The sequence below is a fragment of the Shewanella sp. SW24 genome, from assembly GCF_025653395.1.
Lineage (GTDB): Bacteria > Pseudomonadota > Gammaproteobacteria > Enterobacterales > Shewanellaceae > Shewanella > Shewanella oncorhynchi.
In genome coordinates this window covers 1-23,006 of sequence record NZ_JAKKSH010000030.1, presented here as the reverse complement: position 1 = coordinate 23,006, position 23,006 = coordinate 1, and the positions used below count along the sequence as shown (strand labels likewise).

Here is a 23,006-nt window from a genome sequence, read left to right as displayed (position 1 = left end):
TCCTGTTCCCTCATCAAGACAAGCATTAAGCTGTCAAAAGTGATATTCAATTTACAAACGGGTAATTCAAAAAGCCGCGCTTTTTGTCTTAATTCTGCTGACTAGTATACTGTACAATCATACAGTATCAAGACCTGTGACTGAATTATTTTTAGCTGATAGGATTTTTAATATGGCCAAGGTTTTAGCGAATATCAAATCAGATAATAGCTCCCTTTGATCAATATCCATCGTTAAGGGCTCAATTTTCGCTAAATTATTGCTAAGATTGGCGCAACAAATTTTGCGTGGTCTTTTTAGCTGAAAATTGTACAGCAGTCTTCCGCTTCCATAGCGCTTAATCACCCTTAACCACACAAACTGTATCGCCTTTAGGCAGCCACAACGGACGATAACGATTTAATGAATGTAATTGATACCGATGATTTAGAAAAACATACTCCTATGATGCGTCAGTACTTGACGATGAAAGCAGAACATCACGATATGTTGCTGTTTTATCGCATGGGTGACTTCTACGAGTTGTTTTATGACGATGCTAAACGCGCTTCTGAGCTGTTAGGCATTTCACTCACTGCGCGCGGTAAAAGTGGTGGCGATCCTATTCCGATGGCGGGGCTTCCTTACCATGCTGTGGAAGGCTATCTTGCAAAATTAGTTCAAATTGGTCAATCAGTTGCGATTTGCGAACAGATTGGCGATCCCGCGACATCTAAAGGGCCAGTAGAACGTAAAGTGGTGCGAATTGTCACGCCAGGCACTTTAACCGACGAAGCGTTGCTACAAGAACGCCAAGACAATCTGTTAGCCGCGGTTTATCAAGGTAAAGTTGGTTTTGGTTATGCCACATTAGATGTTTCATCCGGACGTTTTGTGATTGCAGAGCTCGACACGCGAGAGTCATTAGAAGCAGAATTGCAACGCACTAATCCCGTTGAAATTCTCTACAGTGAAGACTTTGGCGAACTAGGTCTACTTAACGGTTTTAAAGGTAAACGTCGTCGCCCTGAATGGGAATTTGATTACGATACGAGTATCAAGTTACTGCTAGCTCAGTTTGGCACTAAAGACTTACATGGTTTTGGTATCGCAGATGCACGTTTATCACTGCAAGCTGCGGGTTGCTTGATGCAATATGTCAAAGACACACAGCGCACGGCACTGCCCCATATCAATGCCATTATCCGCTTCAATCAAACCGATAGCATAGTACTCGATGCGGCAACTCGCCGAAATCTAGAACTCACTCAAAACCTTGCCGGTGGCCGCGATAATACCTTAGCCGCAGTATTAGATAACACGGCAACGCCTATGGGCAGTCGTATGTTACAACGCTGGATCCATCAGCCTCTGCGAGATCCTAAGCAAATTAAGGCGCGCCAACAGGCGGTGACTGAACTCCTCGATACCGCAGCCCACGAAGGTTTGCATGAGCAGTTAAAGGCACTTGGCGATATCGAACGTATCATGGCAAGGTTAGCCCTGCGCACTGCCCGTCCAAGGGACTTTGCACGTTTACGTCAAGCTCTGGGCTTATTGCCTGAATTACAACAGAGTTTAAGTACACTGAGCGCGCCGCACACGACTCAATTGCGTCAACACTTAGGCGAGTTCCCCGCTGAGCAAGCCCTACTTGAGCGCGCGATAGTCGATAATCCACCTATGCTTATCCGCGATGGCGGGGTGATCCGTGAAGGCTACAACAGCGAACTAGATGAATGGCGCGGTCTGAGCGAAGGAGCGAGTGATTACTTAGTACAACTTGAAGCCAGAGAAAAAGAACGTACTGGCATCAATACACTTAAAGTCGGCTATAACCGCGTACACGGCTATTACATCGAAGTAAGCCGCCTGCAATCCTCACAAGTACCGCTCAATTATCAACGACGCCAAACACTTAAGAATATGGAGCGTTATATCACGCCTGAACTTAAAGAATACGAAGAAAAAGTCCTCTCGAGCCAAGGTAAAGCCCTGGCACTCGAAAAGCAGTTATGGGAACAGTTATTCGATCTTATTCTGCCGAAATTACATGAATTACAGGCTTTTGCTAGAGCTGCGGCTGAGCTTGATGTACTGAGTAACTTTGCCGAGCGTGCCGAAACCTTGGGCTACACTTGTCCAGAGCTGAGCCAAGATATCGGCGTACAAATAGACGCAGGTCGCCATCCAGTGGTGGAGCGTGTTAGCCAAACGCCGTTTATCGCTAACCCAGTAATCTTACATAATCAACGACGTATGTTGATTGTGACTGGACCTAACATGGGCGGTAAATCAACCTATATGCGCCAAGTCGCCTTGATTACACTGATGGCCCATATTGGTTGTTTTGTTCCAGCAGATCGCGCCCTGATTGGCCCGATTGATCGCATCTTTACCCGTATTGGCGCATCAGACGATCTGGCCTCTGGCCGCTCAACCTTTATGGTAGAAATGACTGAAACTGCCAACATCCTGCACAATGCCACTGCCAGTAGTTTAGTGTTAATGGATGAAATCGGCCGTGGAACATCCACCTATGATGGTTTATCACTAGCTTGGTCGGCGGCGGAATATTTAGCCCAGCAAGTAGGGGCTATGACCCTATTCGCCACCCATTATTTTGAGCTAACTCAATTACCTGACTTAATGGCAGGTGTTTACAATGTGCACCTTGATGCCATAGAGCACGATGATACCATCGCCTTTATGCATGCAGTACAAGAAGGCGCCGCCAGTAAAAGCTACGGCTTACAAGTTGCGGCGCTTGCCGGCGTGCCAAACAAAGTGATTAAAGCAGCGAAACATAAATTGCAGCAATTGGAGAGTCGCGATCATCAACCAGAAGGAACGAGGACGCCCATTCAAAGCTTACTCGCTTTACCTGAACCGGTTGAAAATCCAGCTTTGACTAAATTAAGTAGCATTAATCCCGATAACTTAACGCCAAAACAGGCGCTTGATTTGCTCTATGAACTGAAACGCTTGAGCTAGACATCAGGTGATCTAAATAAAAGCCTAAAAATAACAACGCCCACTCTATAGTGGGCGTTTTACTTTATGACGAGATCTCACACTAAGTACATTTTTTGGATAGCTTCTCTGAAAGGCACCAGAAGACAGATATTAGTTTCTAAATAAAGCTTCAACAGATAAACCTTGAGAACCCAATAAATCACGTAAGCGTTTTAATGCTTCCACTTGGATTTGACGAACACGTTCACGGGTTAAACCAATTTCAGCCCCCACATCTTCAAGCGTAGAAGGTTCATAACCTAACAAACCAAAACGACGGGCTAATACTTCTCTTTGTTTTGTGTTCAACTCGTTAAGCCATTTCACCACAGAGTTAGAGATGTCTTCATCTTGCACTTTATAGTCAGGGCCAACACTATCATCATCGGCCAATACATCTAATAATGCTTTCTCGTTATCGCCCCCCAAAGGCGTATCAACAGAGGTAATTTTTTCATTCAGCTTAAGCATGCGGCTCACATCAGAGCTAGAAACTTGCAGTTTTTCAGCAATTTCTTCCGCTGTAGGTTCATGATCCAGTTTTTGTGCTAACTCACGGGCAGTACGCAAGTATACGTTGAGTTCTTTAACAACATGAATAGGCAAACGAATAGTACGAGTTTGGTTCATGATAGCGCGTTCAATCGTCTGTCTGATCCACCAAGTCGCATAGGTTGAAAAACGAAAACCTCTTTCTGGATCAAACTTTTCTACGGCACGAATTAAACCTAAATTACCCTCTTCGATAAGATCAAGCAGTGCTAAGCCGCGGTTATTGTAACGACGTGCAATTTTTACGACGAGACGTAAATTACTTTCGATCATGCGATTACGGGATTTTGCACAACCTTTTAAGGCCTTACGGGAAAAGTAAACTTCTTCTTCTGCGCTAAGCAGTGGGGAAAAACCAATCTCACCTAGATAAAGTTGAGTGGCATCAAGATTTTTTTGCAGGTCATCTTGGACCTGTTGTTCTATTCCTAGCTCTTGGACTAGATCGGTGGCAACTTCTTCTTTTTCAAGATCAAAGTCTACGGTTTCTACGGAAAAATCTACTAGTGCTTCTGCGGCAGTGCTATTTATGCGGCTCATGATCAAATCTCCCAAACCTAATTAAACTGCTGAATTAGTGCAATTTCCTATCCTCCATTTGCCAACAAGGCCCCCAAACAATCATTGTTTAGGTAAATAAGTAAGTGGGTTTACAGACTGTCCATGGTAACGAATTTCAAAATGTAACATTACCCGATTGGCACCTGTATTGCCCATTTTTGCAACAGTCTGCCCTGCGAGGACATGTTGCTTTTCTTTGACTAAGATCTTGTCCGTATGAGCATAAGCACTAAGGTAATCGTCACTATGTTTAATAATCACTAAATTACCGTAACCCCTAAGAGCACTTCCTGCGTATACCACCCGCCCATCTGCAGCAGCTTTGATGATATCTCCCCGATTTCCCGCGATCTTAATACCTTTATTTCCCTGCTCATTGGCAGAATAAGTTCCGATTAACTTCCCTCTTACTGGCCACTGCCACTGACTCACACTGGCTGGCAGTGTTGAGGTGGGTGGAACCATTAGCCGGTTAACATTTTGTTGGGAACTTGTTACAAGGTACGCGGGCTTAGCTTTCTGATCAAGTGTTTTTTTCAGATCGTCACTTGACTTAGCATTAGACTGATAAATCTTATCATCTAATTGTTTTTTATCACTTTTACTTGAGTTAGCATCTGAATTACCCGTTATATTTCCATCTAAAGTCGTAGATTTTGATTGGTTACTAGATTTAGCATTAGCTAAATATAAAATCTGTCCAGGGTAAATTGTATAAGGGTTATCTAATTGATTAAGTTTAGCTATTTCAGAAAAGTCTTTCCCTGCAGCCCAAGAAATAGAGTAGAGAGTGTCGCCTTTTTTAACTTTATATGAATTCGATTTAATGTGGCCTTTGCTATTTTTAGAGTAGCTATGGGAAATATTTTCGACGGGTGCGGGTCTGCTGGCCTGAAAGCTACAGCCTACAAGCAGAAATATAAAGCAAAGGTTTAAGAGTAAACCCGCATTCAACAATAAAAACTCCTTGGTAAGGTTGTATTACTGTTTATGATGAAAAAATGACGCCTTCTGTGCAAAACAAGCACTTCGCTTAACACAGTAGCACAACACAAGGTTAAGCTAACTCTCCATTAATTAAAGGTACAAATTTAACCGTTTCAATGGTTTCAGAACTAAAGCGGTCAGCAGTGCGCGTAATACGCATCAATTGCTGAGTATCCTCTCCCACAGGTAAGACTAACACCCCTCCATCAGCCAACTGAGACAGCAAAGCTTCTGGTATAGTCGCCGCCGCCGCAGTCACCATAATGGCATCGAACGGACTACGATTAGCCCATCCCAACCAACCATCACCATATTTAAACGACACATTATGCAAATCTAATCGTTTTAAACGCTGTCTTGCTTGAATTTGTAAACCTTTGATCCGTTCGATAGTACAAAGCTGAGGCACCAATTGAGCCAAAATGGCTGCCTGATAGCCCGATCCCGTCCCCACTTCTAGCACTCGCTGTGGCATCTTGTGCAGTAAGAGTTCGCTCATACGGGCAACGATATAAGGCTGCGAAATGGTTTGCCCTTGTCCAATTGGCAAAGCCGTATTTTCATAGGCTTTATGGGCTAGCGCATTATCGAGAAACATTTCTCGCGGCGTATGCGATATCGCCTTTAACACGGCTTGATTACGGATCCCCGCATCTTGAAGCTTTTTAGCTAAATTCACCGCCGATGTTAAGGCAACTCGAGTCATATTTTATCTACCCAATTTTGCAATGCCGTTAGTTGTCCGTAGGCGGTTAAATCAACCGTCAAGGGCGTAATTGAAACATAGCCATTGGCGATAGCATGAAAATCAGTGCCCTCTGTGGCATCCTGCTCTTGTCCCGGTGGACCAAGCCAGAAGATTTCACGTCCGGCAGGATCTTGCGTTCGCACTATGCCTTCGGCCTTATGACGAGCACCGAGGCGAGTCACTTTGATCCCTTTAATTTGATCAAGTGGCAAGTCAGGCACATTCACATTTAAGATCTGATCTTTTGCCAAAGGCTGGGCCAACAAACCTTGAACTATCCGCCGAGCATAAACAGCAGCCGATTGATAATGTTCGAATTTACGGCCATTAAGCGAAATCGCTATTGCAGGAAAACCTAAAAAGCGTCCTTCCATCGCGGCGGCAACTGTCCCCGAATATAAGGTGTCATCACCCATATTTGCCCCCGCATTGATGCCAGACACCACCATATCAGGTTCGCCATCACATAATTCTCGGATAGCCAAATGAACGCAATCTGTCGGTGTACCGTGAACGGAAATATAGCCATTATCTAACCTATTAATTCTTAATGGATTAGTCAAGGTTAATGAGTTGCTCGCACCAGAGCAATTTCGATCCGGCCCCACAGTCAGCACTGTCGCAATTTCAGCCAAAGCCTCAGATAAGGCTTTGATACCTGGAGCATTAATCCCATCGTCATTGCTAACAAGGATACGGATCATGACTCTGCTTCAGTCTTAACAGTATCAATGTTAGCCACTACGTTAGCGTTAATTACCTCAGGCGCAGGCTCCTGCACCAATGTCGCTTGCCATTGCTGCTCTTTAACATCTTGATAATTAACCAACTCTCTCAACAAGGATGTGGCAAAACTGCCCGCAGGCAACACAAACTCCAGCACTAAGCCATCGGCGGTTTGTTCATATTTAAGGCCTTGGGGCTCAAGCAGTAACGGACGGCGTTCTTGCTCTAATCCGGCGTGCTCTAAACCATAGCAATCGTCAGCTAACTCACTCATGGCTAAGGTTTCCACCGCAGCAGCTTCACCTTGGGGTAACATCATGCCGCGCCCCCACAATGGTGCAGAAAGTTGAATGTCTTTTTCAATCAGACGCTTCAATACGATGAGATCCCATTCAGGCGTAACAAAGAAGCTTTTGCTGCCCGCTAACATCACACAATCACCCGCTAAAGGCTTAGTGCCATGGTTGGCTAAACGATATGACACCACAGTGTTAAACAGATTTGAGCGCACGGCAGACAAATACATGCTGCGCTTATTTCTGTCTTTCACTTTTTTACCCGCCATCATTTGGCGACCAAACACTAAGTTTTTGCCATCGTGACCAAAGCGCTGCTCACCAAAGTAATTGGGCACGCCCACTTGAGCGACCTTTTCGATACGACTGATAATGTCTTCCACTTGGGTGACATTTCTCAGGGTAAGAATAAAGCGGTTACCGACTAAGGCACCAATTCGCAGTTTCTTGCTGTGGCGGCTGCTCGATAATATGGTCAAACGCTCGCTATTGAGATCCTTCCAAGCAGGCGTTTCTTTACCAGGAATACGCACACCGAACCATTGTTCTGTGATGGCATTTTTATCTTTTTGCCCAGCGTAGGTCACTTCCTTTGGATGCACCTTAGCAAACTTAGCGATCATTTCAGCGACTTGTACTGTATTTAGCCCTTCTTTGCGTACATGCAGCATATGATGTTCACCTTCACCCGTCGGGCTAAAAGGCAAAATCTCTTTCACGATAAAATCGCTATTTTGGGTTCTTAGATCTGCTGTACCTAAAGGCTTACCATACAGATAATGTAATTCGCTCATGGGACTTTTTTACTCTTAAGTTAATCGTGTTTGCGGGCCATAAGTACCACGGCTTCTACCGCAATACCTTCTTTACGCCCGGTAAATCCAAGCTGTTCAGTCGTGGTCGCTTTGACATTAATATCGCCAAGTTCCGCGGTTAAATCGGCGGCTAATATCTGGCGCATTGCCTCTATGTGCGGTGCCATTTTAGGAGCTTGGGCTATGATAGTGACGTCAAGATTGCCGAGCACAAAGCCTTTCTCCCTCGCTAAAGCATAGCAATGACGCAGCAATACGCGGCTATCAGCCCCCTTATAGGCGGCATCGGTATCGGGGAAATGTTTGCCTATGTCACCGAGCGCTAAAGCACCGAGGATGGCATCGGAAATCGCATGCAGTACCACATCACCATCTGAATGTGCGACTAGGCCTGTTTCATAGGGTACTTCCACGCCACAAAGGATAAGTGGCCGCGCCGCACCAAATTTATGCACATCGAAACCATGGCCGATACGGATTTTCATTTAATATTCCTAACGTATTATTTTACTTTGATTATGACTATTTAACGGCACGCATCAAAAACAGTTCGGCTAGCCCTAAATCGTCGGGATGCGTTACTTTTATATTATCAGCACGGCCAGAAACGAGTCCGGGTGATATCCCCGCCCATTCCATCGCCGAAGCCTCATCTGTGACTACCGCACCTGCAGCCAGAGCCGCATTGAGGTAATTTTTTAATTGCTGCGCTGGAAATAACTGCGGCGTCAATGCATGCCATAAATTATCGCGACACACAGTGGCACTGATTTCACCCTGTTTATTCGCGCGCTTCATGGTATCGCGTACAGGCATTGCCAAAATAGCACCTTGGGGAAATTGCACTCTGGATGCGAGTAACTTGTCGATATCTGTCGCGGTTAAACAAGGTCTTGCCGCATCATGCACTAAGGCCCAACTGTGCTCGGGCGCAATTTGCAGCGCCGCCAACACAGAATCAGCGCGCTCACCGCCACCTAATACTGTAATCAATTTGGGGTGCACGGCCTGTGGCAAGGTATCGAAGATAGTATCGTTCGAATGTAAGGCGACGATCACTTGAGAAATGTGCGGATGGGACAAGAGCTTATCTAAGGTATGAGCAAGAATACTCTGGCCGCACACCTCAAGATATTGCTTAGGTCTGTCGGCGCCCATACGGCTACCTATGCCCGCAGCTGGAACGATGGCAACCACAGCTTGAGTGACATGCTCAGCTTGGCGCTGCAATTCAATTTGTGTTACCAGATCAGATTGGCTATCGGGATTGGATTGTTCATTTAATCCAAGATCTAAATGTCCTAGCTCTGTCATCCTAACTCCATATTACTGAGATGGACTCGATACCGAGCGCTCACCACCCACGACGCGATAGAAGGTCTCGCCTTCTTTAACCATGCCAAGTTCGTTACGTGCGCGCTCTTCGATGGCTTCTGTACCACTTTTCAGATCGATGATTTCTTCCTTCAGCACTTGGTTACGCTCATTGAGTTTGGCGTTACCTTCTTGCTGGGCGGCAATTTGTTTTTGCAGAACGAAATATTCAGGAAGACTATTACCTCCCGACCAAAGACGGAATTGCAGTACACCGAGTAGCACTATGAGTGCAATGACAAAAAATTTCATGGAGGAATTAGCGTCAGTATCTTGGATTAAAAAAATATACAGCAGATAGTACAACAAAAAAGGCCACCAAGTGGTGGCCTTTTTACATCAAATATTAAATTACGCCTGACCTTTGATCTCTTTCAAACCACGGTATGGGGCTTTTTCACCTAATTGCTCTTCGATGCGCAGCAATTGGTTGTATTTAGCGACACGGTCAGAACGACACAGTGAACCGGTTTTGATTTGACCAGCAGCAGTACCCACGGCTAAGTCAGCAATGGTTGAATCTTCAGTCTCACCACTACGGTGTGAAATCACGGCGGTATAACCCGCTTCTTTCGCCATACGAATAGCCGCTAAAGTCTCAGTCAATGAACCAATTTGGTTAAACTTGATAAGGATTGAGTTAGCAATACCGTTTTCAATACCACGGGTTAAGATTTTAGTGTTAGTAACGAATAAATCGTCGCCCACTAATTGGATCTTGTCGCCCATGATTTGAGTTTGGTAAGCCCAACCATCCCAATCTGATTCGTCTAAGCCATCTTCGATAGACACGATTGGGTATTGGTCAGCCAATGATTTTAAGAAATCAGAGAAACCATTCGAGTCGAAGACTTTGCCTTCGCCCGCTAAATCGTATTTGCCGTCTTTGTAGAATTCAGATGCAGCGCAATCCAGCGCTAACGTCACATCAGTACCTAACTTGTAACCAGCCAGTTCAACCGCTTCTTTGATAATGGCTAACGCATCAGCGTTTGACGCTAAGTTAGGTGCAAAACCACCTTCGTCACCCACAGAAGTGCTTAGGCCTTTGTCGTGCAATACTTTTTTCAGCGTATGGAAAATTTCAGCGCCCATGCGCAGTGCTTCACGGAAAGTTTTCGCGCCAACAGGTTGCACCATGAATTCTTGGATATCAACGTTGTTATCCGCGTGCTCGCCACCGTTTAAGATGTTCATCATAGGCACAGGCATAGAATATTGGCCTGGTGTACCGTTTAATTCAGCGATATGCGCGTATAAAGGAATACCTTTAGATGCTGCAGCTGCTTTAGCAGCCGCTAAAGACACAGCCAGAATCGCGTTTGCGCCTAACTTGTCTTTGTTTTCTGTGCCATCTAAGTCGATCATGATTTGATCAAGCTCAGCTTGTGCCGTCGCATCTTTGCCTAATAATGCAGCGCGGATGACACCGTTTACGTTAGCAACAGCGGTTAATACGCCTTTGCCTAAATAACGGCTCTTATCGCCATCACGTAATTCTAACGCTTCGCGGCTACCGGTAGATGCGCCAGAAGGCGCCGCAGCCATACCCACAAAACCACCTTCTAAATGCACTTCGGCTTCAACAGTTGGGTTACCACGAGAATCCATAATCTCGCGACCAATCACGTTAATAATCTTAGCCATAACACCCTCGATTTAAGTTTAAAGATAAAAGAAAAAACCAATACCTATGGGAATAAATGGAAGTCACATACCGCGGAAAATAACAAAATTCCATTTACGGTTTGCGTCCATACAGATGCAACTAGTACGCATGCTGTTTATACCCAGAGGTATTAAGTTCTTATGTTTCAAGTCTGATGAGTGTAACAAAAGGCCGGCCCCACTGTCGCGGGTCCGGCCTCAAATATTCTTACTTCAGGTCACGTTTTTGATGCGCACTTGCCGCAGCAATAAACCCTTCGAACAATGGGTGACCATCGCGCGGAGTTGAGGTGAATTCAGGATGGAATTGACCTGCAACAAACCATGGGTGATCTTTTAATTCGATCATTTCCACCAGTTTACGATCAGAAGACAAACCGCTGAAGATCATGCCAGCTTGCTCTAAACGCTCTCTGTATTTGTTGTTCACTTCGTAACGGTGACGGTGACGTTCTACACAGCTGTTGCCTTTGTAGGCTTGAGCCGCTTTTGAACCCTCGAGTAAATGACACAATTGAGCGCCTAAACGCATAGTGCCACCTAAGTCAGACGCCTCATGGCGCTGCTCAACATTACCTTCTTCGTCAATCCATTCAGTGATCAAACCCACCACTGGGAACGGTGTTTCTTTATTGAATTCAGTTGAATGTGCATCAGCCATACCTGCAACATTACGCGCAAATTCAATCAAGGCAACTTGCATACCTAAACAAATACCGAAATACGGTAAATTGTTTTCACGGGCAAATTTTGCCGCCAGTATCTTACCTTCAACACCACGCTCGCCAAAACCGCCTGGTACTAAGATACCGTCTAAGCCCTGTAAGACTTCTTCGCCTTTAGCTTCTACGGTTTGTGAATCAATATACTTGATGGTCACTGATACGCGGTTTTTAAGGCCTGCGTGTTTTAATGCTTCGTTGACTGACTTATAGGCATCTGGCAGTTCAATGTATTTACCCACCATACCAATAACGACTTCGCCGTTTGGATTAGCTTCTTGATAAATAACATTTTCCCACTCAGACAGATCCGCTTCACGGCATTCTAAACCGAAACGCTTAACCACTAAGTCATCCAAACCTTGTGAACGTAACAAAGCTGGGATTTTATAAATACTATCAACATCTTTTAATGAAATAACCGCACGCTCTTCGACGTTACAGAACAGCGAGATTTTGGCTTTTTCATTAGCAGGAATCGCACGGTCACCACGGCAAACCAACACATCTGGTGCAATACCGATAGAACGCAGCTCTTTCACTGAGTGTTGAGTTGGCTTAGTTTTCACTTCGCCAGCAGCACCTAAGAAAGGCACTAAGGTTAAATGCATGAAAAGAGTACGATCACGACCCAGCTCAACACCGAGCTGACGGATAGACTCTAGGAACGGCAAGGATTCGATATCACCCACAGTACCGCCGATTTCGACGATAGCGACATCATGGCCTTCGCCACCGGCTAATACTTTTTCTTTAATCGCATTAGTGATGTGTGGGATAACCTGAATGGTTGCGCCCAAATAATCGCCACGACGTTCTTTACGTAATACTTCTTCGTAAATACGACCGGTAGTGAAGTTGTTACGACGATTCATCTTAGTACGAATGAAACGCTCGTAGTGACCCAAGTCGAGATCTGTTTCTGCACCGTCTTCAGTAACAAATACTTCGCCATGTTGGGTTGGGCTCATGGTACCCGGATCAACGTTAATGTAAGGGTCCAGTTTCATGATGGTTACATTGAGACCGCGGGCCTCTAAAATTGCAGCTAATGATGCTGCTGCAATGCCTTTACCTAGTGATGAAACAACGCCACCAGTAACGAAGATATACCTTGTAGTCATGCTGAACCTGAGAAAATGAGTTTGAAAATACGTGCTTGTAAGAAAGCACTAGGACGGGGCAGTAGTATACCAAAGGCGGCGCGATTCGACAAACACCAATCGGGATAATTTGCCGTTTATCTCGTCTCCATCGCTTTTACTTGGTCCCAATAGGCATCGAGCTCCATTAATGTGTGCTCTTCCATGCTTTTACCGCTGTCACTCGCCAACTGTTCTACACCGCGAAAACGGCGTTCAAATTTAAGGTTAGCTTGGCGCAACGCTTGTTCTGGATCGACCTTAAGATGGCGAGCTAAATTCACCACGGCAAACAGCAAGTCGCCCATTTCGGACTGCACTTTAGCTTGGTCTTGCTCGTCTTGATTCACTTCATGCAAGACTTCATCGATTTCTTCATGGATTTTAGCGACCACAGGTTCAAGTTCGGCCCAATCGAAACCGACTCGCGCCACCCTTTGCTGAATTTTGATTGAGCGCGACAGCGCAGGTTGGGTACGCGGAATATTGTCTAACGCAGAAACCACTGTATCAGTTTGGGTTTTACCCGCCACTTGCTGGGCCTTTTGTTCACGCTCAGTCGCTTTTATCGCCTCCCAATTGGCTTTCATTGCTTGGGCGCTATCGCCTATTTGCGGATTTTGTTCGCCAAACACATGGGGATGACGGCGGGTCAACTTGTCGCTGATTTTCTCAATCACTGTGGCAAAATCAAACAGCCCCTGCTCTTTACCGAGCTGACAATAAAATACGATTTGAAATAATAAATCCCCAAGTTCATCGGGCAACTCATCCCAGGCTAAACGCTCTATGGTATCGGCAACTTCATAGGCTTCCTCTAAAGTAAAAGGCACTATGGTTTGAAAGGTTTGTGCTTTATCCCACGGGCAACCCGTGTGCGGATCACGCAGTTTTTCCATAATGTTAAGCAGCGGCTCAACATCTGTTATAGAAAATCCCGTTGTAGAAGGTTCCGTGGTTGAAAATGAAGTTAATGGCGCAGTGTGGGAAGTCATGCTTACCTCCTTTAAAGATAAATGCTAAAACAGGCTAAATACTGAGGATGAACAAAAAGAATACGCCTCAGCAGTGCTTGTTAGTAAAAGGCTATAATAACGCGATGATAAGCGAGGTAAAATAAAAGCGCTATTTTGATGCTGAGATCAGATCTTAGGGTTCTTATTTAATAGGTCTTATTTTAACTAAAAGTGCATTCGCGCCATGTAGTGGTGAAATTCACCCAAAGAGCAATAAATCGACGATTTAACGACCCAATAAATTCTCATCTATGTCCTGCATACAAGTATTTAGCGCAAGCCATCTTAAATGATAAGATACGCAGCAATATTTCAATGAAGCTAAAACTCACTGAGTGAAGACCTAACAATTTCGGCCTAACTATACATGTGATGAATGCATGTGATAAATGCTCGTAATGAGCGCAGCGTGATAAATACGGTCATTCGATTTATTTGATTATGTTAGGTGTATTTCTATTCTGTCGCCCAAAATGGGGCGTACTCCCTTATAGATTTGAGCATTACTGGAGACAAAATTCATGACAAACGCGAATGTGGATGCCACGCCGTTAACGACTAAGCCATCACAAGATGGTTTTTATATGCCCGCCGAATGGGCGGCGCAGCAAGCCGTATGGATGATTTGGCCATATCGTCCCGATAATTGGCGCTCTGCTGGGGCTTATGCTCAAGCAACCTTTGCTAAAGTGGCCGATGCCATTGGTGGTGCAACGCCCGTGTATATGGGTGTACCTAAAGCCTTTTTAGCTGAAGCTCAAAAAGTGATGCCATCGCACGTCACCTTGGTTGAAATGGACAGTAACGATTGCTGGGCTCGCGATACAGGGCCAACCGTAGTTGTGAATGATAATGGCGAATGCCGTGGTGTTGACTGGGGTTTTAATGCTTGGGGCGGCCATAACGGTGGTTTGTACTTCCCATGGGATAAGGACGAGCAAGTCGCGCAGCAAATGCTTGCGCAGCATGGTTTTGCCCGTTACAGCGCGCCGCTGATCCTCGAAGGTGGCTCCATCCATGTCGATGGTGAAGGCACCTGTATGACGAGTGCAGAATGTTTACTCAATGCCAACCGTAACCCTGAACTGACAAAAGAACAGATTGAAGACTTACTGCGTGACTATTTGAATGTTAAGCAGTTTATCTGGTTGCAAGATGGCGTGTATATGGATGAGACCGATGGTCATATCGACAATATGTGCTGTTTTGCCCGTCCTGGTGAAGTCATTCTGCACTGGACCGATGATGAGACTGATCCACAATATCCACGCTCAAAAGCGGCGCTAGAGGTCTTGCAAAATACCGTGGATGCCAAAGGCCGTAAGTTAAAAATCCATCTATTGCCACAACCGGGGCCGCTGTATTGCACCGAAGAAGAATCAAAAGGTGTGACCGAAGGCACTGGCGTGCCACGCACGGCGGGTGAGCGTTTAGCCGGTTCTTATGTGAACTTTTTAATCACCAATAATCGCATCGTGTTCCCACTGCTTGACCCTGCAACCGATGATATCGCCGCCCAAAAACTGCAGGAAATCTTCCCAGAGCATGAGATTGTGGGTGTGCCAACCCGTGAGATTTTATTAGGTGGCGGCAATATCCATTGTATTACTCAGCAAATCCCTGCTGGAAAGTAACCCAAGGAGAACAGCATGACGATTGATGTCACTGTTATTACACCACAATTGGCTTTCTGCGGGAGGGCGCAAGATGTTTGAAGTCACTGAAGTTTCCATTGCCGAGCTGCGTGCTGCGCTCGAATCTGGCCACACCACCGCAGTGGAGTTGGTTAAGTCGTATCTCGCGCGGGTTGAGGCGTATGACGGCCCTGCGACAAAGACTAAGCTCAATGCGTTAGTGGTACACAATCCCGATGCGCTGAAAGAAGCCGAAGCCTCAGATGCGCGCCGCGCCCGTGGTGAAACCTTAAGCCCACTTGAGGGTATTCCGTATACCGCCAAAGATAGCTATTTGGTGAAGGGGCTGACGGCGGCGTCTGGCAGCCCAGCATTTAAAGATTTAGTGGCCCAGTACGATGCCTTTGCCGTTGAGCGCCTACGCGCCGCGGGTGCCATTTGCCTAGGCAAAACCAATATGCCACCCATGGCAAATGGCGGCATGCAGCGAGGTCACTATGGCCGCGCTGAAAGCCCATACAATGCTGAGTATCTTACTGCACCATTCGCTTCGGGCTCTTCCAATGGGGCGGGCACAGGCACGGCGGCAAGTTATTCGGCTTTCGGTCTTGCCGAAGAAACTTGGTCAAGCGGTCGAGGTCCTGCGTCCAATAACGGTTTGTGTGCTTACACTCCGTCTCGCGGCGTGATTTCCGTGCGCGGTAACTGGCCGTTAACGCCGACCATGGATGTCGTCGTGCCCTATACTCGCACTATGGCGGATATGCTTGAAGTGCTGGATGTGATTGTGGCCGACGATCCTATCACCCGTGGCGATCTCTGGCGTCTGCAACCTTGGGTACAAATCCCTAAAGCATCGACAGTTCGCCCAGAATCTTATCTGGCGCTGGCCGCTAGCGCAGACACACTTAAGGGTAAGCGTTTTGGTGTGCCGCGCATGTACATCAATAAAGATGAATTGGCGGGCACCAGCGAAAATCCGGGCATTGGCGGCCCAACGGGTCAACGTATTCATACCCGCCAATCGGTTATCGATCTATGGGAAGCGGCTCGTAAAGCCTTAGAAGCCGCTGGCGCCGAAGTGATTGAAGTGGATTTCCCGCTGGTATCAAATTGTGAAGGCGACCGCCCAGGTGCGCCGACAGTGTTTAACCGCGGTATCGTCACGCCTCAATTCCTCCATGATGAATTATGGGAACTCTCAGGTTGGGCATTCGATGAATTCCTGCGTGCTAACAATGACCCTAAACTCAACAAGCTTGAAGATGTTAACGGCTATCTGATTTTCCCCCACGACTTGGGCACCTTGCCTAACCGTGAAGGTGACTTAGCGGCAGGCATGGAAGAGTACGTCAACATGGCTAAGCGTGGTCTTAAATCCTATGACCAGATCGACAGTATTCCCGATGGTCTGCGTGGCTTAGAGAAGACGCGTAAGCTAGATCTCGAAGACTGGATGGACGGGCTAAAGCTTGATGCCGTGCTGTTCCCAACCGTGGCAGATGTGGGCCCTGCCGATGCCCATGTGAATCCGGCTTCAGCCGATATAGCTTGGAGCAACGGAGTTTGGGTCGCTAACGGAAACCTTGCGATTCGCCATTTAGGCGTGCCGACTGTGACTGTGCCTATGGGCGTGATGGCCGATATTGGCATGCCAGTCGGTTTGACCTTCGCCGGTCGCGCCTATGACGATAATAACCTGCTTAAATTTGCAGGTGCATTTGAGTCAACAGGTGACAGGCGCATGATCCCGCCACGTACACCAAAGCTTGGCGAATAAGCGCTAAGCCCAAGCACTAAATGCATGAGCTTAAAAATGAAAACGGGATTGGCATCAATTTGCCAATCCCGTTTTTTTTAATACCGACGTCGATACCCTTTCAACAAAGCTGGATTCATGCTGCTATAAAACATGCTGCTGTAAAAAAAACAGCAACACTTAACACGTCTTATCTTAATGCCAAGAGTTCTTTTCTGACGATCTCTGCGCCTGCACTTAAGGCGTTGAGTTTGCCTCTTGCGATTTGATGAGATAAAGGCGTCATACCACAGTTGGTACAAGGATAAAGCTTGTCGGCATCGACAAATTTAAGGGCTTTTCGTAGGGTGTCAGCGACTTCCTCTGCGGTTTCAATCGTGTCGGTGGCAACATCAATCGCGCCGACCATGACTTTCTTACCGCGAATGAGTTCAAGTAGCTCCATTGGCACATGGGAGTTGTGACATTCTAGCGAGATAATATCGATATTCGATTTTTGCAGTTTAGGAAACACTTCTTCATATTGGCGCCACTCTGAGCCCAAGGTTTTTTTCCAATCTGTATTGGCTTTGATGCCATAACCATAACAAATATGTACCGCAGTTTCGCATTTAAGCCCTTCAATGGCTCTTTCTAAACACGCAATGCCCCAATCGTTTACCTCATCAAAAAACACATTAAAAGCAGGCTCATCAAATTGGATAATATCAACACCCGCCGCTTCTAATTCTTTGGCTTCCTCATTAAGAATTTTGGCAAATTCCCAAGCGAGCTTTTCGCGACTTTTATAATGGTCATCATAAAGCGTATCTATCATGGTCATTGGGCCAGGCAGCGCCCATTTAATCGGTTGCGTGGTTTGCTTGCGTAAAAATTTGGCATCTTCAACAAACACCGACTTTTGGCGGCTCACTGGGCCGACAACCGTGGGCACGCTTGCATCATAGCGATCACGAATTTTAACGATTTTACGTTTTGAAAAATCAACGCCGTTGAAGTGCTCAATAAAGGTAGTGACAAAATGTTGCCGCGTTTGCTCGCCATCACTGACAATATCAATCCCCGCTAGCTGTTGATCCTGTAATGACAAACGCAGTGCATCGTGTTTACCGGTAATTAATTCCTCTCCTTGCAATTTCCATGGAGACCAAAGTGTTTCAGGCTCTGCAAGCCATAAAGGTTTAGGCAAACTGCCCGCAGTTGAAGTCGGTAACAGTGTCTGGTTAAGCGATGTTTTATTAAGTCGTGTTGTCATAATAATGATGCCGTATTGGGTTAATTATTGAGCGTGACGATTAGGCTCAGAGCAACTAATCGTAATTAGCAGACCATTGTTCAAAAAACGTTTGATATGGTTTGATAAAGTGCTCCGCTGCAAATTTGCCTTGCTCATTCGCCAATTGGCTACGTTCAGCTCGGTCATAAACAATTTGAGTCAGTGAATGATCCAAGTTTTTCAAATTAGGTTGATAGCATTTTCCTGCAACAGCATTGGCATTATAAATCTCAGGGCGATAGATTTTTTGAAAAGTTCCCATAGTGCTGATGGTGCTTATCAACTCAAGATGGGTGTAATCATTGAGTAAATCACCAAAGAAATAAAAAGCTAAAGGCGCCACACTATTTGGTGGCATAAAATAGCGCACCTGTAAGCCCATTTTTTTGAAATATTGCTCAGTTAAAGACGATTCATTTGGCTGATATTCACCCCCTAATACGGGATGCTGATTCTCAATTCTATGGTAGGTTTTATTATCCGACACACTGAGACAGATAACCGGTGGCTTATTAAAATTCTGTTTATAAGCATCAGAATTAACAAAAGACTGAAATAGCTTGCCATGTAGACCACCAAAATCATCTGGAATACTAAATTTGGCTTGGCCCTTATTATGTTCTGCCAGTAACACGCTAAAGTCATAATCGCGTACATAAGATGAAAAGTTATTGCCGACAATACCTTCAATACGTTTATTGGTTTTATGATCAACAATATTGGTTTTCAAAACTTCAATCGATGGGAAGGTTTGACCGCTGCCGTCAATATCCAAATTAACGGAGATAATTTCAAGTTCGACAGTATAACGATCGCCTTTAGGGTTATCCCAATGCGCTAAGGCATTAAAACTGTTATCAATCATCTTTAACGCGTTGCGTAAGTTCGCTTGGCGATGACTTCCTCTGGCCAAATTAGCAAAGTTGGTCGTGATACGCGTCTTGTCTGAGGGATGATAATTTTCATCAAGACAAATGCTGTTAATCGTAAATGTAAAATGCTTATTCATAGTGATCCAGTATCCCATTGTCTGATTTCAAACCTGAGTTTATGCCCTGCGCTTCTAGCTTCTCGACCCGACTCTGATAGACATTATTCGTGTTCTGTCTGAGGTTCTATTTAACTTAAGTGCCGATGACTTAAGTCCTGATGGCTTAGCTAGTGTGCAACTTCAAGCTTGTCTAATATTTCGCTTGGAGTCATTTATACGTGGTTCGGCACATGAACAAAAACGGTTTTATTTCACATACAACATGAGCCATATTCATGATCAATTAACATGGCTTTGTAGATTAACCTGAACTTGGGATAGGGAAAAGCAGGAGCAGCAATATGTTTTCGAGTTAGTTCTCCTAGAGCCGGCTTGTAATAGCCGATTACACATATTTGGTTCTGTCGCAAACTGAGAGCTTGCAGCTAAGATTTGAGGGCGCAAGATCCCTCAGATACAATTATGCGGCTAAAGAATAAAATTGTTCCCATGGTTTCATCTTTTCGGTGGTGTTCATTTGCCCTTGCTTTATCATGAACCAAAGTTCAACGCCAGCAAGCGTTGATTCGGCACCTTCCCAAGACTTCCAACCCAAACATTGATGCATTTTACCTTTCACTTTTCGATGACTTTGCTCAACAATATTATTCAGATATTTTATGGCTAAAACCTCAATCATAAACAACATGCAACCAGACAGCCAAAGACGAATATTAATGGTGTCTAATGCCGCAGCATTCGCCCCACTTTGATCAATGACGACCTTTTCAGGTAAGCCATGTTGGTTGATAGCTTTATTGAAAAACGCCCGAGCAGCAGGTTCATCACGGGTCTCACTCAAATAAAAATCAATAATAGCACCGTATTTATCCACGGCGCGATAATAGTAAACCCAGCGACCTTTAATCTTTATGTAGGTTTCGTCCATTCGCCACGCCCCTGATACTCGACGCTTTCTCTTCCTGAATACGGCTTCGAGTTGCGGCGCATATTTGATAACCCAACGGTTCAGTGTTGAGTGGTCAAAATGGATATTACGATCAGCGAACATCTCCTCAATTTCACGGTAACTCAGTTTATAGGCCAGGTGATATCGTAGGGCTTGCATGATGATATCTGTTGGGAAATGGCGTCCAGAAAAGTTTAGCGACATTGATGATGTTAGTTAAGAGAGCATCGCTCATGATAAACTCGTTCCTCAGTTTGCGACAGAACCCGCTTTTTTGCTCTGAACTTAGCTTCAAGTTGTGGCACGTATTTAATAACCCAACGGTTTAAGGTTGAGTGGTCAAAGTGGATATTACGCTCAGCGAAGATTTCCTCAATATCACGGTAGCTAAGCTTATAAGCAAGGTAATAGCGAAGTGCCAGCATGATGATATCTGATGGATAATGCCGTCCCGAAAAATTGAGTGTCATGCTGTGGATGCTCCAAATTCATATTCGAAGATCATCCACCATGAAACTCTTAACGTCAACTTTGCGACAGTACCCGAGAAAGTGATTGGTGCCTTTATCGAAAGGCACCATTTCAACTGATTGGAGGCATTACCCTATTTTTTATACGATTTAAAAAAATCAAAATATTTTTTGTTATAGCCTTGAAAGGCTCTGCCTTTCCCTCTTGCATATGCTTTTGAAAAACACTCAAAAGCATTATCCTTATCTTCCAGCTCGAAATATATTACCCCTAAATCAATTAGCTCTGACGTTCCATACTCAGGAATGTTATATTTAAATATCTCAAGAGCCCACTTCTTTGCCTCAAGATATTCTTTTTTTAAGAAATACACACCACATATGCATGAAATTAACCACCGAGCCTCTTCCGATTTATATTTATCAACAATGGCATCTTCTATATCAGTTAATGCCGAAAAATAAACCTCCAATGCTTTGTTAAAATCCCCCTTATCTTCAAAGGAATTCCCAAGCTCGATTTTTTTAACAATTTCAGATTCAATGCCACCCATAAGAACCTCGTTTTAAATCAATGGCTTTAAATATGTTTGCCCTAACATAGCACCTTGCGATCTGTTTATAGAGTAATGATCAAGGTAATAGTTATTTGAGTCCAGCATCCAGTTTCTAACCTCAGGAGGTCTTGCTCCATATCCTCTTCCGGTACTGTTCCACCAACTTACTGCATCGACTCTATGTGTAGTGATGTGATGGACGCCTCAGCACCTAAGCTTGCAGTATTATGCCAAGCTTAAAGCTGACAAATAGTTCTGGAGGTTTCCATCATGGATATTAAAGTTATTGGTATCGATTTAGCCAAAAATGTTTTTCAAGTTTGTGTTTGTCTTATGGATAACTCTGTCATGAGTAACAAAAAGGTTAACAGAAACAAGCTGCTCGATAAAATTAGACAATTCCCCGAAGGTAGCCTTATTGCTATGGAGGCCTGTGGTACGGCGCATTACTGGGGAAGACAATTTCAAGCTCTTGGTTATCAAGTGCAATTGATCCCTGCTCAACATGTTAAGCCATTTGTTGCAAACCAAAAGAATGATGCCAACGATGCCCTCGCTATATGCGAAGCGGTTTTCAGACCTAATATCCACATGGTTCCAGTTAAAACTGTTGAGCAACAAGACATTAAAGCATTACGTTGTGTACGTAGTCGTCTCGTTCAAAATCGAACCGCCATGGTCAATCAAATTCGAAGCCTAGCGAGCGAGTCTGGTGTGATCTTCTCTGTCGGCAGGTTGCAATTACAAGCGTCACTTAGCCGTATTTTAGCAAATAATGAGCATGAACTGTCTCATACGCTTCATTACCTGTTAAAATTTTTATATGAAGATTTATGTGTTTTAAATGAGAGAATTAATCAAATCGAGCGCGACATTAAAGCGCTATGTCAAATCCAACCTCGCTACAATGCATTGCTGTCGATCCCTGGCTTTGGACCATTAGTCACAGCAAGCTTTATGAGTGAATTAGGTTCGGGTCATCAATTTAAAAATGGCCGGCAATTATCTGCATGGTGTGGCTTAGTGCCATCGCAATCGAGTTCTGGTGGAAAAGTTCGACTAGGATCGATCACGAAAAATGGCAGCTCAGAACTACGTGTTTTACTCATCCACGGCGCCAGAGCCGTTGGCCGATTTGCGAGCAAACATGATGATAGACTTGGGCGATGGTTTAATGCACTTGCGTTAAGGCAAGGTCGACACAAAGCCGTTGTCGCATTGGCCAATAAAATAGCGCGTATAGGATGGCGGATCCTCACGAGTAACGATAATTTCGACGTTAATAAAGCGTTTGCGTAAGACGTTAAGTATCACGTAACAGTTTACATGCACTGATGAATAAACGGTCAACCGTACCTATTAGAGCCTGACTGTGCCAAGGCATTAAATGCCGATGTAGTGATAAGGTAATAGGTTTCGGATTTACATCATGGCGCGGGTAAAAAAGCCTATTTAGACGCCGAATATATGGTAGTGAACCAATCATTCAACGGTGTTGTAAAAGCTGAGGCGTCCATATATGGCACACTAATTTTGGCCACCTAAATAGAGGTGATATTATTACCTCGTAGATGACTTTAGGTGAACACATGAGATCGACAACCAGAAAAACATTTAGTGCTGAATTCAAACTTGAAGCAGCCCAATTAGTCCTCGATAAAAACCATAGCATCATCGAAGCTGCAAAGGCGATGAACGTTGGTAAGTCCACTATGGATAAATGGGTGAGACAGTTAAAACTAGAACGCCAGGGTGGCACACCAAAAGCA

20 protein-coding genes and 1 pseudogene are annotated in these 23,006 nt (G+C 44.9%); 5 read left to right on the top strand and 16 right to left on the bottom strand.

The genetic code is table 11. The annotated features are described in order from the left end of the window. The first annotated feature begins 402 nt into the window (after positions 1–402). Positions 403–2,973, top strand: a complete 2,571-nt coding sequence (mutS, locus tag L5M17_RS19085; protein WP_263148855.1) for a DNA mismatch repair protein MutS — start codon at positions 403–405, stop codon at positions 2,971–2,973. A 132-nt stretch (positions 2,974–3,105) separates the two neighbouring features. Here the strand turns inward: mutS and rpoS are convergent, their stop codons facing one another. The 11 genes from rpoS to mazG form a co-directional block, all read right to left on the bottom strand. Next, positions 3,106–4,086 carry an RNA polymerase sigma factor RpoS gene (gene rpoS, locus L5M17_RS19080; RefSeq protein ID WP_028761361.1) on the bottom strand — a complete coding sequence of 327 codons (981 nt, stop codon included), beginning with the start codon at positions 4,084–4,086 and terminating at the stop codon, positions 3,106–3,108. An 81-nt stretch (positions 4,087–4,167) separates the two neighbouring features. Beyond that, a complete protein-coding gene (locus L5M17_RS19075; RefSeq protein WP_263148854.1) occupies positions 4,168–5,064 on the bottom strand; it encodes a peptidoglycan DD-metalloendopeptidase family protein in 897 nt (298 codons plus the stop codon). Positions 5,065–5,164: 100 nt separating this feature from the next. Then, on the bottom strand, positions 5,165–5,800 hold the full coding sequence (locus tag L5M17_RS19070; protein WP_028761363.1) for a protein-L-isoaspartate(D-aspartate) O-methyltransferase: 636 nt from the start codon (positions 5,798–5,800) through the stop codon (positions 5,165–5,167). After that, positions 5,797–6,546 carry a 5'/3'-nucleotidase SurE gene (gene surE / locus L5M17_RS19065; RefSeq protein WP_105251808.1) on the bottom strand — a complete coding sequence of 250 codons (750 nt, stop codon included), beginning with the start codon at positions 6,544–6,546 and terminating at the stop codon, positions 5,797–5,799. Before surE ends, L5M17_RS19070 begins: the two co-directional genes overlap by 4 nt. Further along, positions 6,543–7,658, bottom strand: a complete 1,116-nt coding sequence (truD, locus tag L5M17_RS19060; RefSeq protein WP_263148853.1) for a tRNA pseudouridine(13) synthase TruD — start codon at positions 7,656–7,658, stop codon at positions 6,543–6,545. Before truD ends, surE begins: the two co-directional genes overlap by 4 nt. 20 nt (positions 7,659–7,678) lie before the next feature. Then, complete coding sequence (gene ispF, locus L5M17_RS19055) at positions 7,679–8,164, bottom strand: 2-C-methyl-D-erythritol 2,4-cyclodiphosphate synthase (RefSeq protein WP_263148852.1); 486 nt, start codon at positions 8,162–8,164, stop codon at positions 7,679–7,681. A 37-nt stretch (positions 8,165–8,201) separates the two neighbouring features. After that, positions 8,202–8,993: a 2-C-methyl-D-erythritol 4-phosphate cytidylyltransferase gene (gene ispD, locus L5M17_RS19050; RefSeq protein WP_212601489.1), complete on the bottom strand. Its 792-nt coding sequence runs from the start codon at positions 8,991–8,993 to the stop codon at positions 8,202–8,204. Positions 8,994–9,005: 12 nt separating this feature from the next. Then, complete coding sequence (ftsB, locus tag L5M17_RS19045) at positions 9,006–9,305, bottom strand: cell division protein FtsB (protein WP_105253074.1); 300 nt, start codon at positions 9,303–9,305, stop codon at positions 9,006–9,008. A 99-nt stretch (positions 9,306–9,404) separates the two neighbouring features. Beyond that, positions 9,405–10,700 carry a phosphopyruvate hydratase gene (eno, locus tag L5M17_RS19040; protein ID WP_105251763.1) on the bottom strand — a complete coding sequence of 432 codons (1,296 nt, stop codon included), beginning with the start codon at positions 10,698–10,700 and terminating at the stop codon, positions 9,405–9,407. A 229-nt stretch (positions 10,701–10,929) separates the two neighbouring features. Further along, positions 10,930–12,567 (bottom strand): CTP synthase, encoded by a 1,638-nt coding sequence (locus L5M17_RS19035; RefSeq protein ID WP_012587102.1) that lies wholly within the window; start codon positions 12,565–12,567, stop codon positions 10,930–10,932. 116 nt (positions 12,568–12,683) lie between these two features. Further along, the gene (mazG, locus tag L5M17_RS19030; RefSeq protein WP_263148851.1) at positions 12,684–13,580 is read right to left on the bottom strand and encodes a nucleoside triphosphate pyrophosphohydrolase; all 897 of its coding nucleotides are present in this window, start codon (positions 13,578–13,580) and stop codon (positions 12,684–12,686) included. A gap of 542 nt (positions 13,581–14,122) precedes the next feature. Between mazG and aguA the strand changes: the two genes are divergently transcribed. Both aguA and L5M17_RS19020 read left to right on the top strand, forming a co-directional pair. Further along, positions 14,123–15,235 carry an agmatine deiminase gene (gene aguA / locus L5M17_RS19025; RefSeq protein ID WP_263148850.1) on the top strand — a complete coding sequence of 371 codons (1,113 nt, stop codon included), beginning with the start codon at positions 14,123–14,125 and terminating at the stop codon, positions 15,233–15,235. A gap of 73 nt (positions 15,236–15,308) precedes the next feature. Next, positions 15,309–17,015: an amidase gene (locus L5M17_RS19020; RefSeq protein ID WP_263148849.1), complete on the top strand. Its 1,707-nt coding sequence runs from the start codon at positions 15,309–15,311 to the stop codon at positions 17,013–17,015. Between the two features lie 169 nt (positions 17,016–17,184). Here the strand turns inward: L5M17_RS19020 and L5M17_RS19015 are convergent, their stop codons facing one another. From L5M17_RS19015 to L5M17_RS18995, 5 genes and pseudogenes are all read right to left on the bottom strand, one after another. Further along, positions 17,185–18,249 carry a methionine synthase gene (locus L5M17_RS19015; RefSeq protein WP_263148847.1) on the bottom strand — a complete coding sequence of 355 codons (1,065 nt, stop codon included), beginning with the start codon at positions 18,247–18,249 and terminating at the stop codon, positions 17,185–17,187. Between the two features lie 55 nt (positions 18,250–18,304). Further along, complete coding sequence (locus tag L5M17_RS19010) at positions 18,305–19,279, bottom strand: DUF1852 domain-containing protein (protein ID WP_263148846.1); 975 nt, start codon at positions 19,277–19,279, stop codon at positions 18,305–18,307. Between the two features lie 442 nt (positions 19,280–19,721). After that, entirely contained in the window at positions 19,722–20,414 is a 693-nt protein-coding gene (locus L5M17_RS19005) for an IS6 family transposase (protein WP_263148844.1), read from the bottom strand. Between the two features lie 53 nt (positions 20,415–20,467). Beyond that, a pseudogene (locus tag L5M17_RS19000) lies at positions 20,468–20,680 on the bottom strand (IS6 family transposase); the annotation flags it as partial. 134 nt (positions 20,681–20,814) lie between these two features. Continuing rightward, positions 20,815–21,234 carry a tetratricopeptide repeat protein gene (locus tag L5M17_RS18995; protein ID WP_011919768.1) on the bottom strand — a complete coding sequence of 140 codons (420 nt, stop codon included), beginning with the start codon at positions 21,232–21,234 and terminating at the stop codon, positions 20,815–20,817. A 273-nt stretch (positions 21,235–21,507) separates the two neighbouring features. On the opposite strand from L5M17_RS18995, the gene L5M17_RS18990 reads away from it, so the two are divergent. Continuing rightward, positions 21,508–22,536 (top strand): IS110-like element ISSba8 family transposase, encoded by a 1,029-nt coding sequence (locus L5M17_RS18990; RefSeq protein WP_263138145.1) that lies wholly within the window; start codon positions 21,508–21,510, stop codon positions 22,534–22,536. Between the two features lie 290 nt (positions 22,537–22,826). Further along, positions 22,827–23,006, top strand: a 180-nt coding sequence (locus L5M17_RS18985; RefSeq protein WP_263148842.1) for a transposase, incomplete at its 3' end; no start/stop codon positions are given.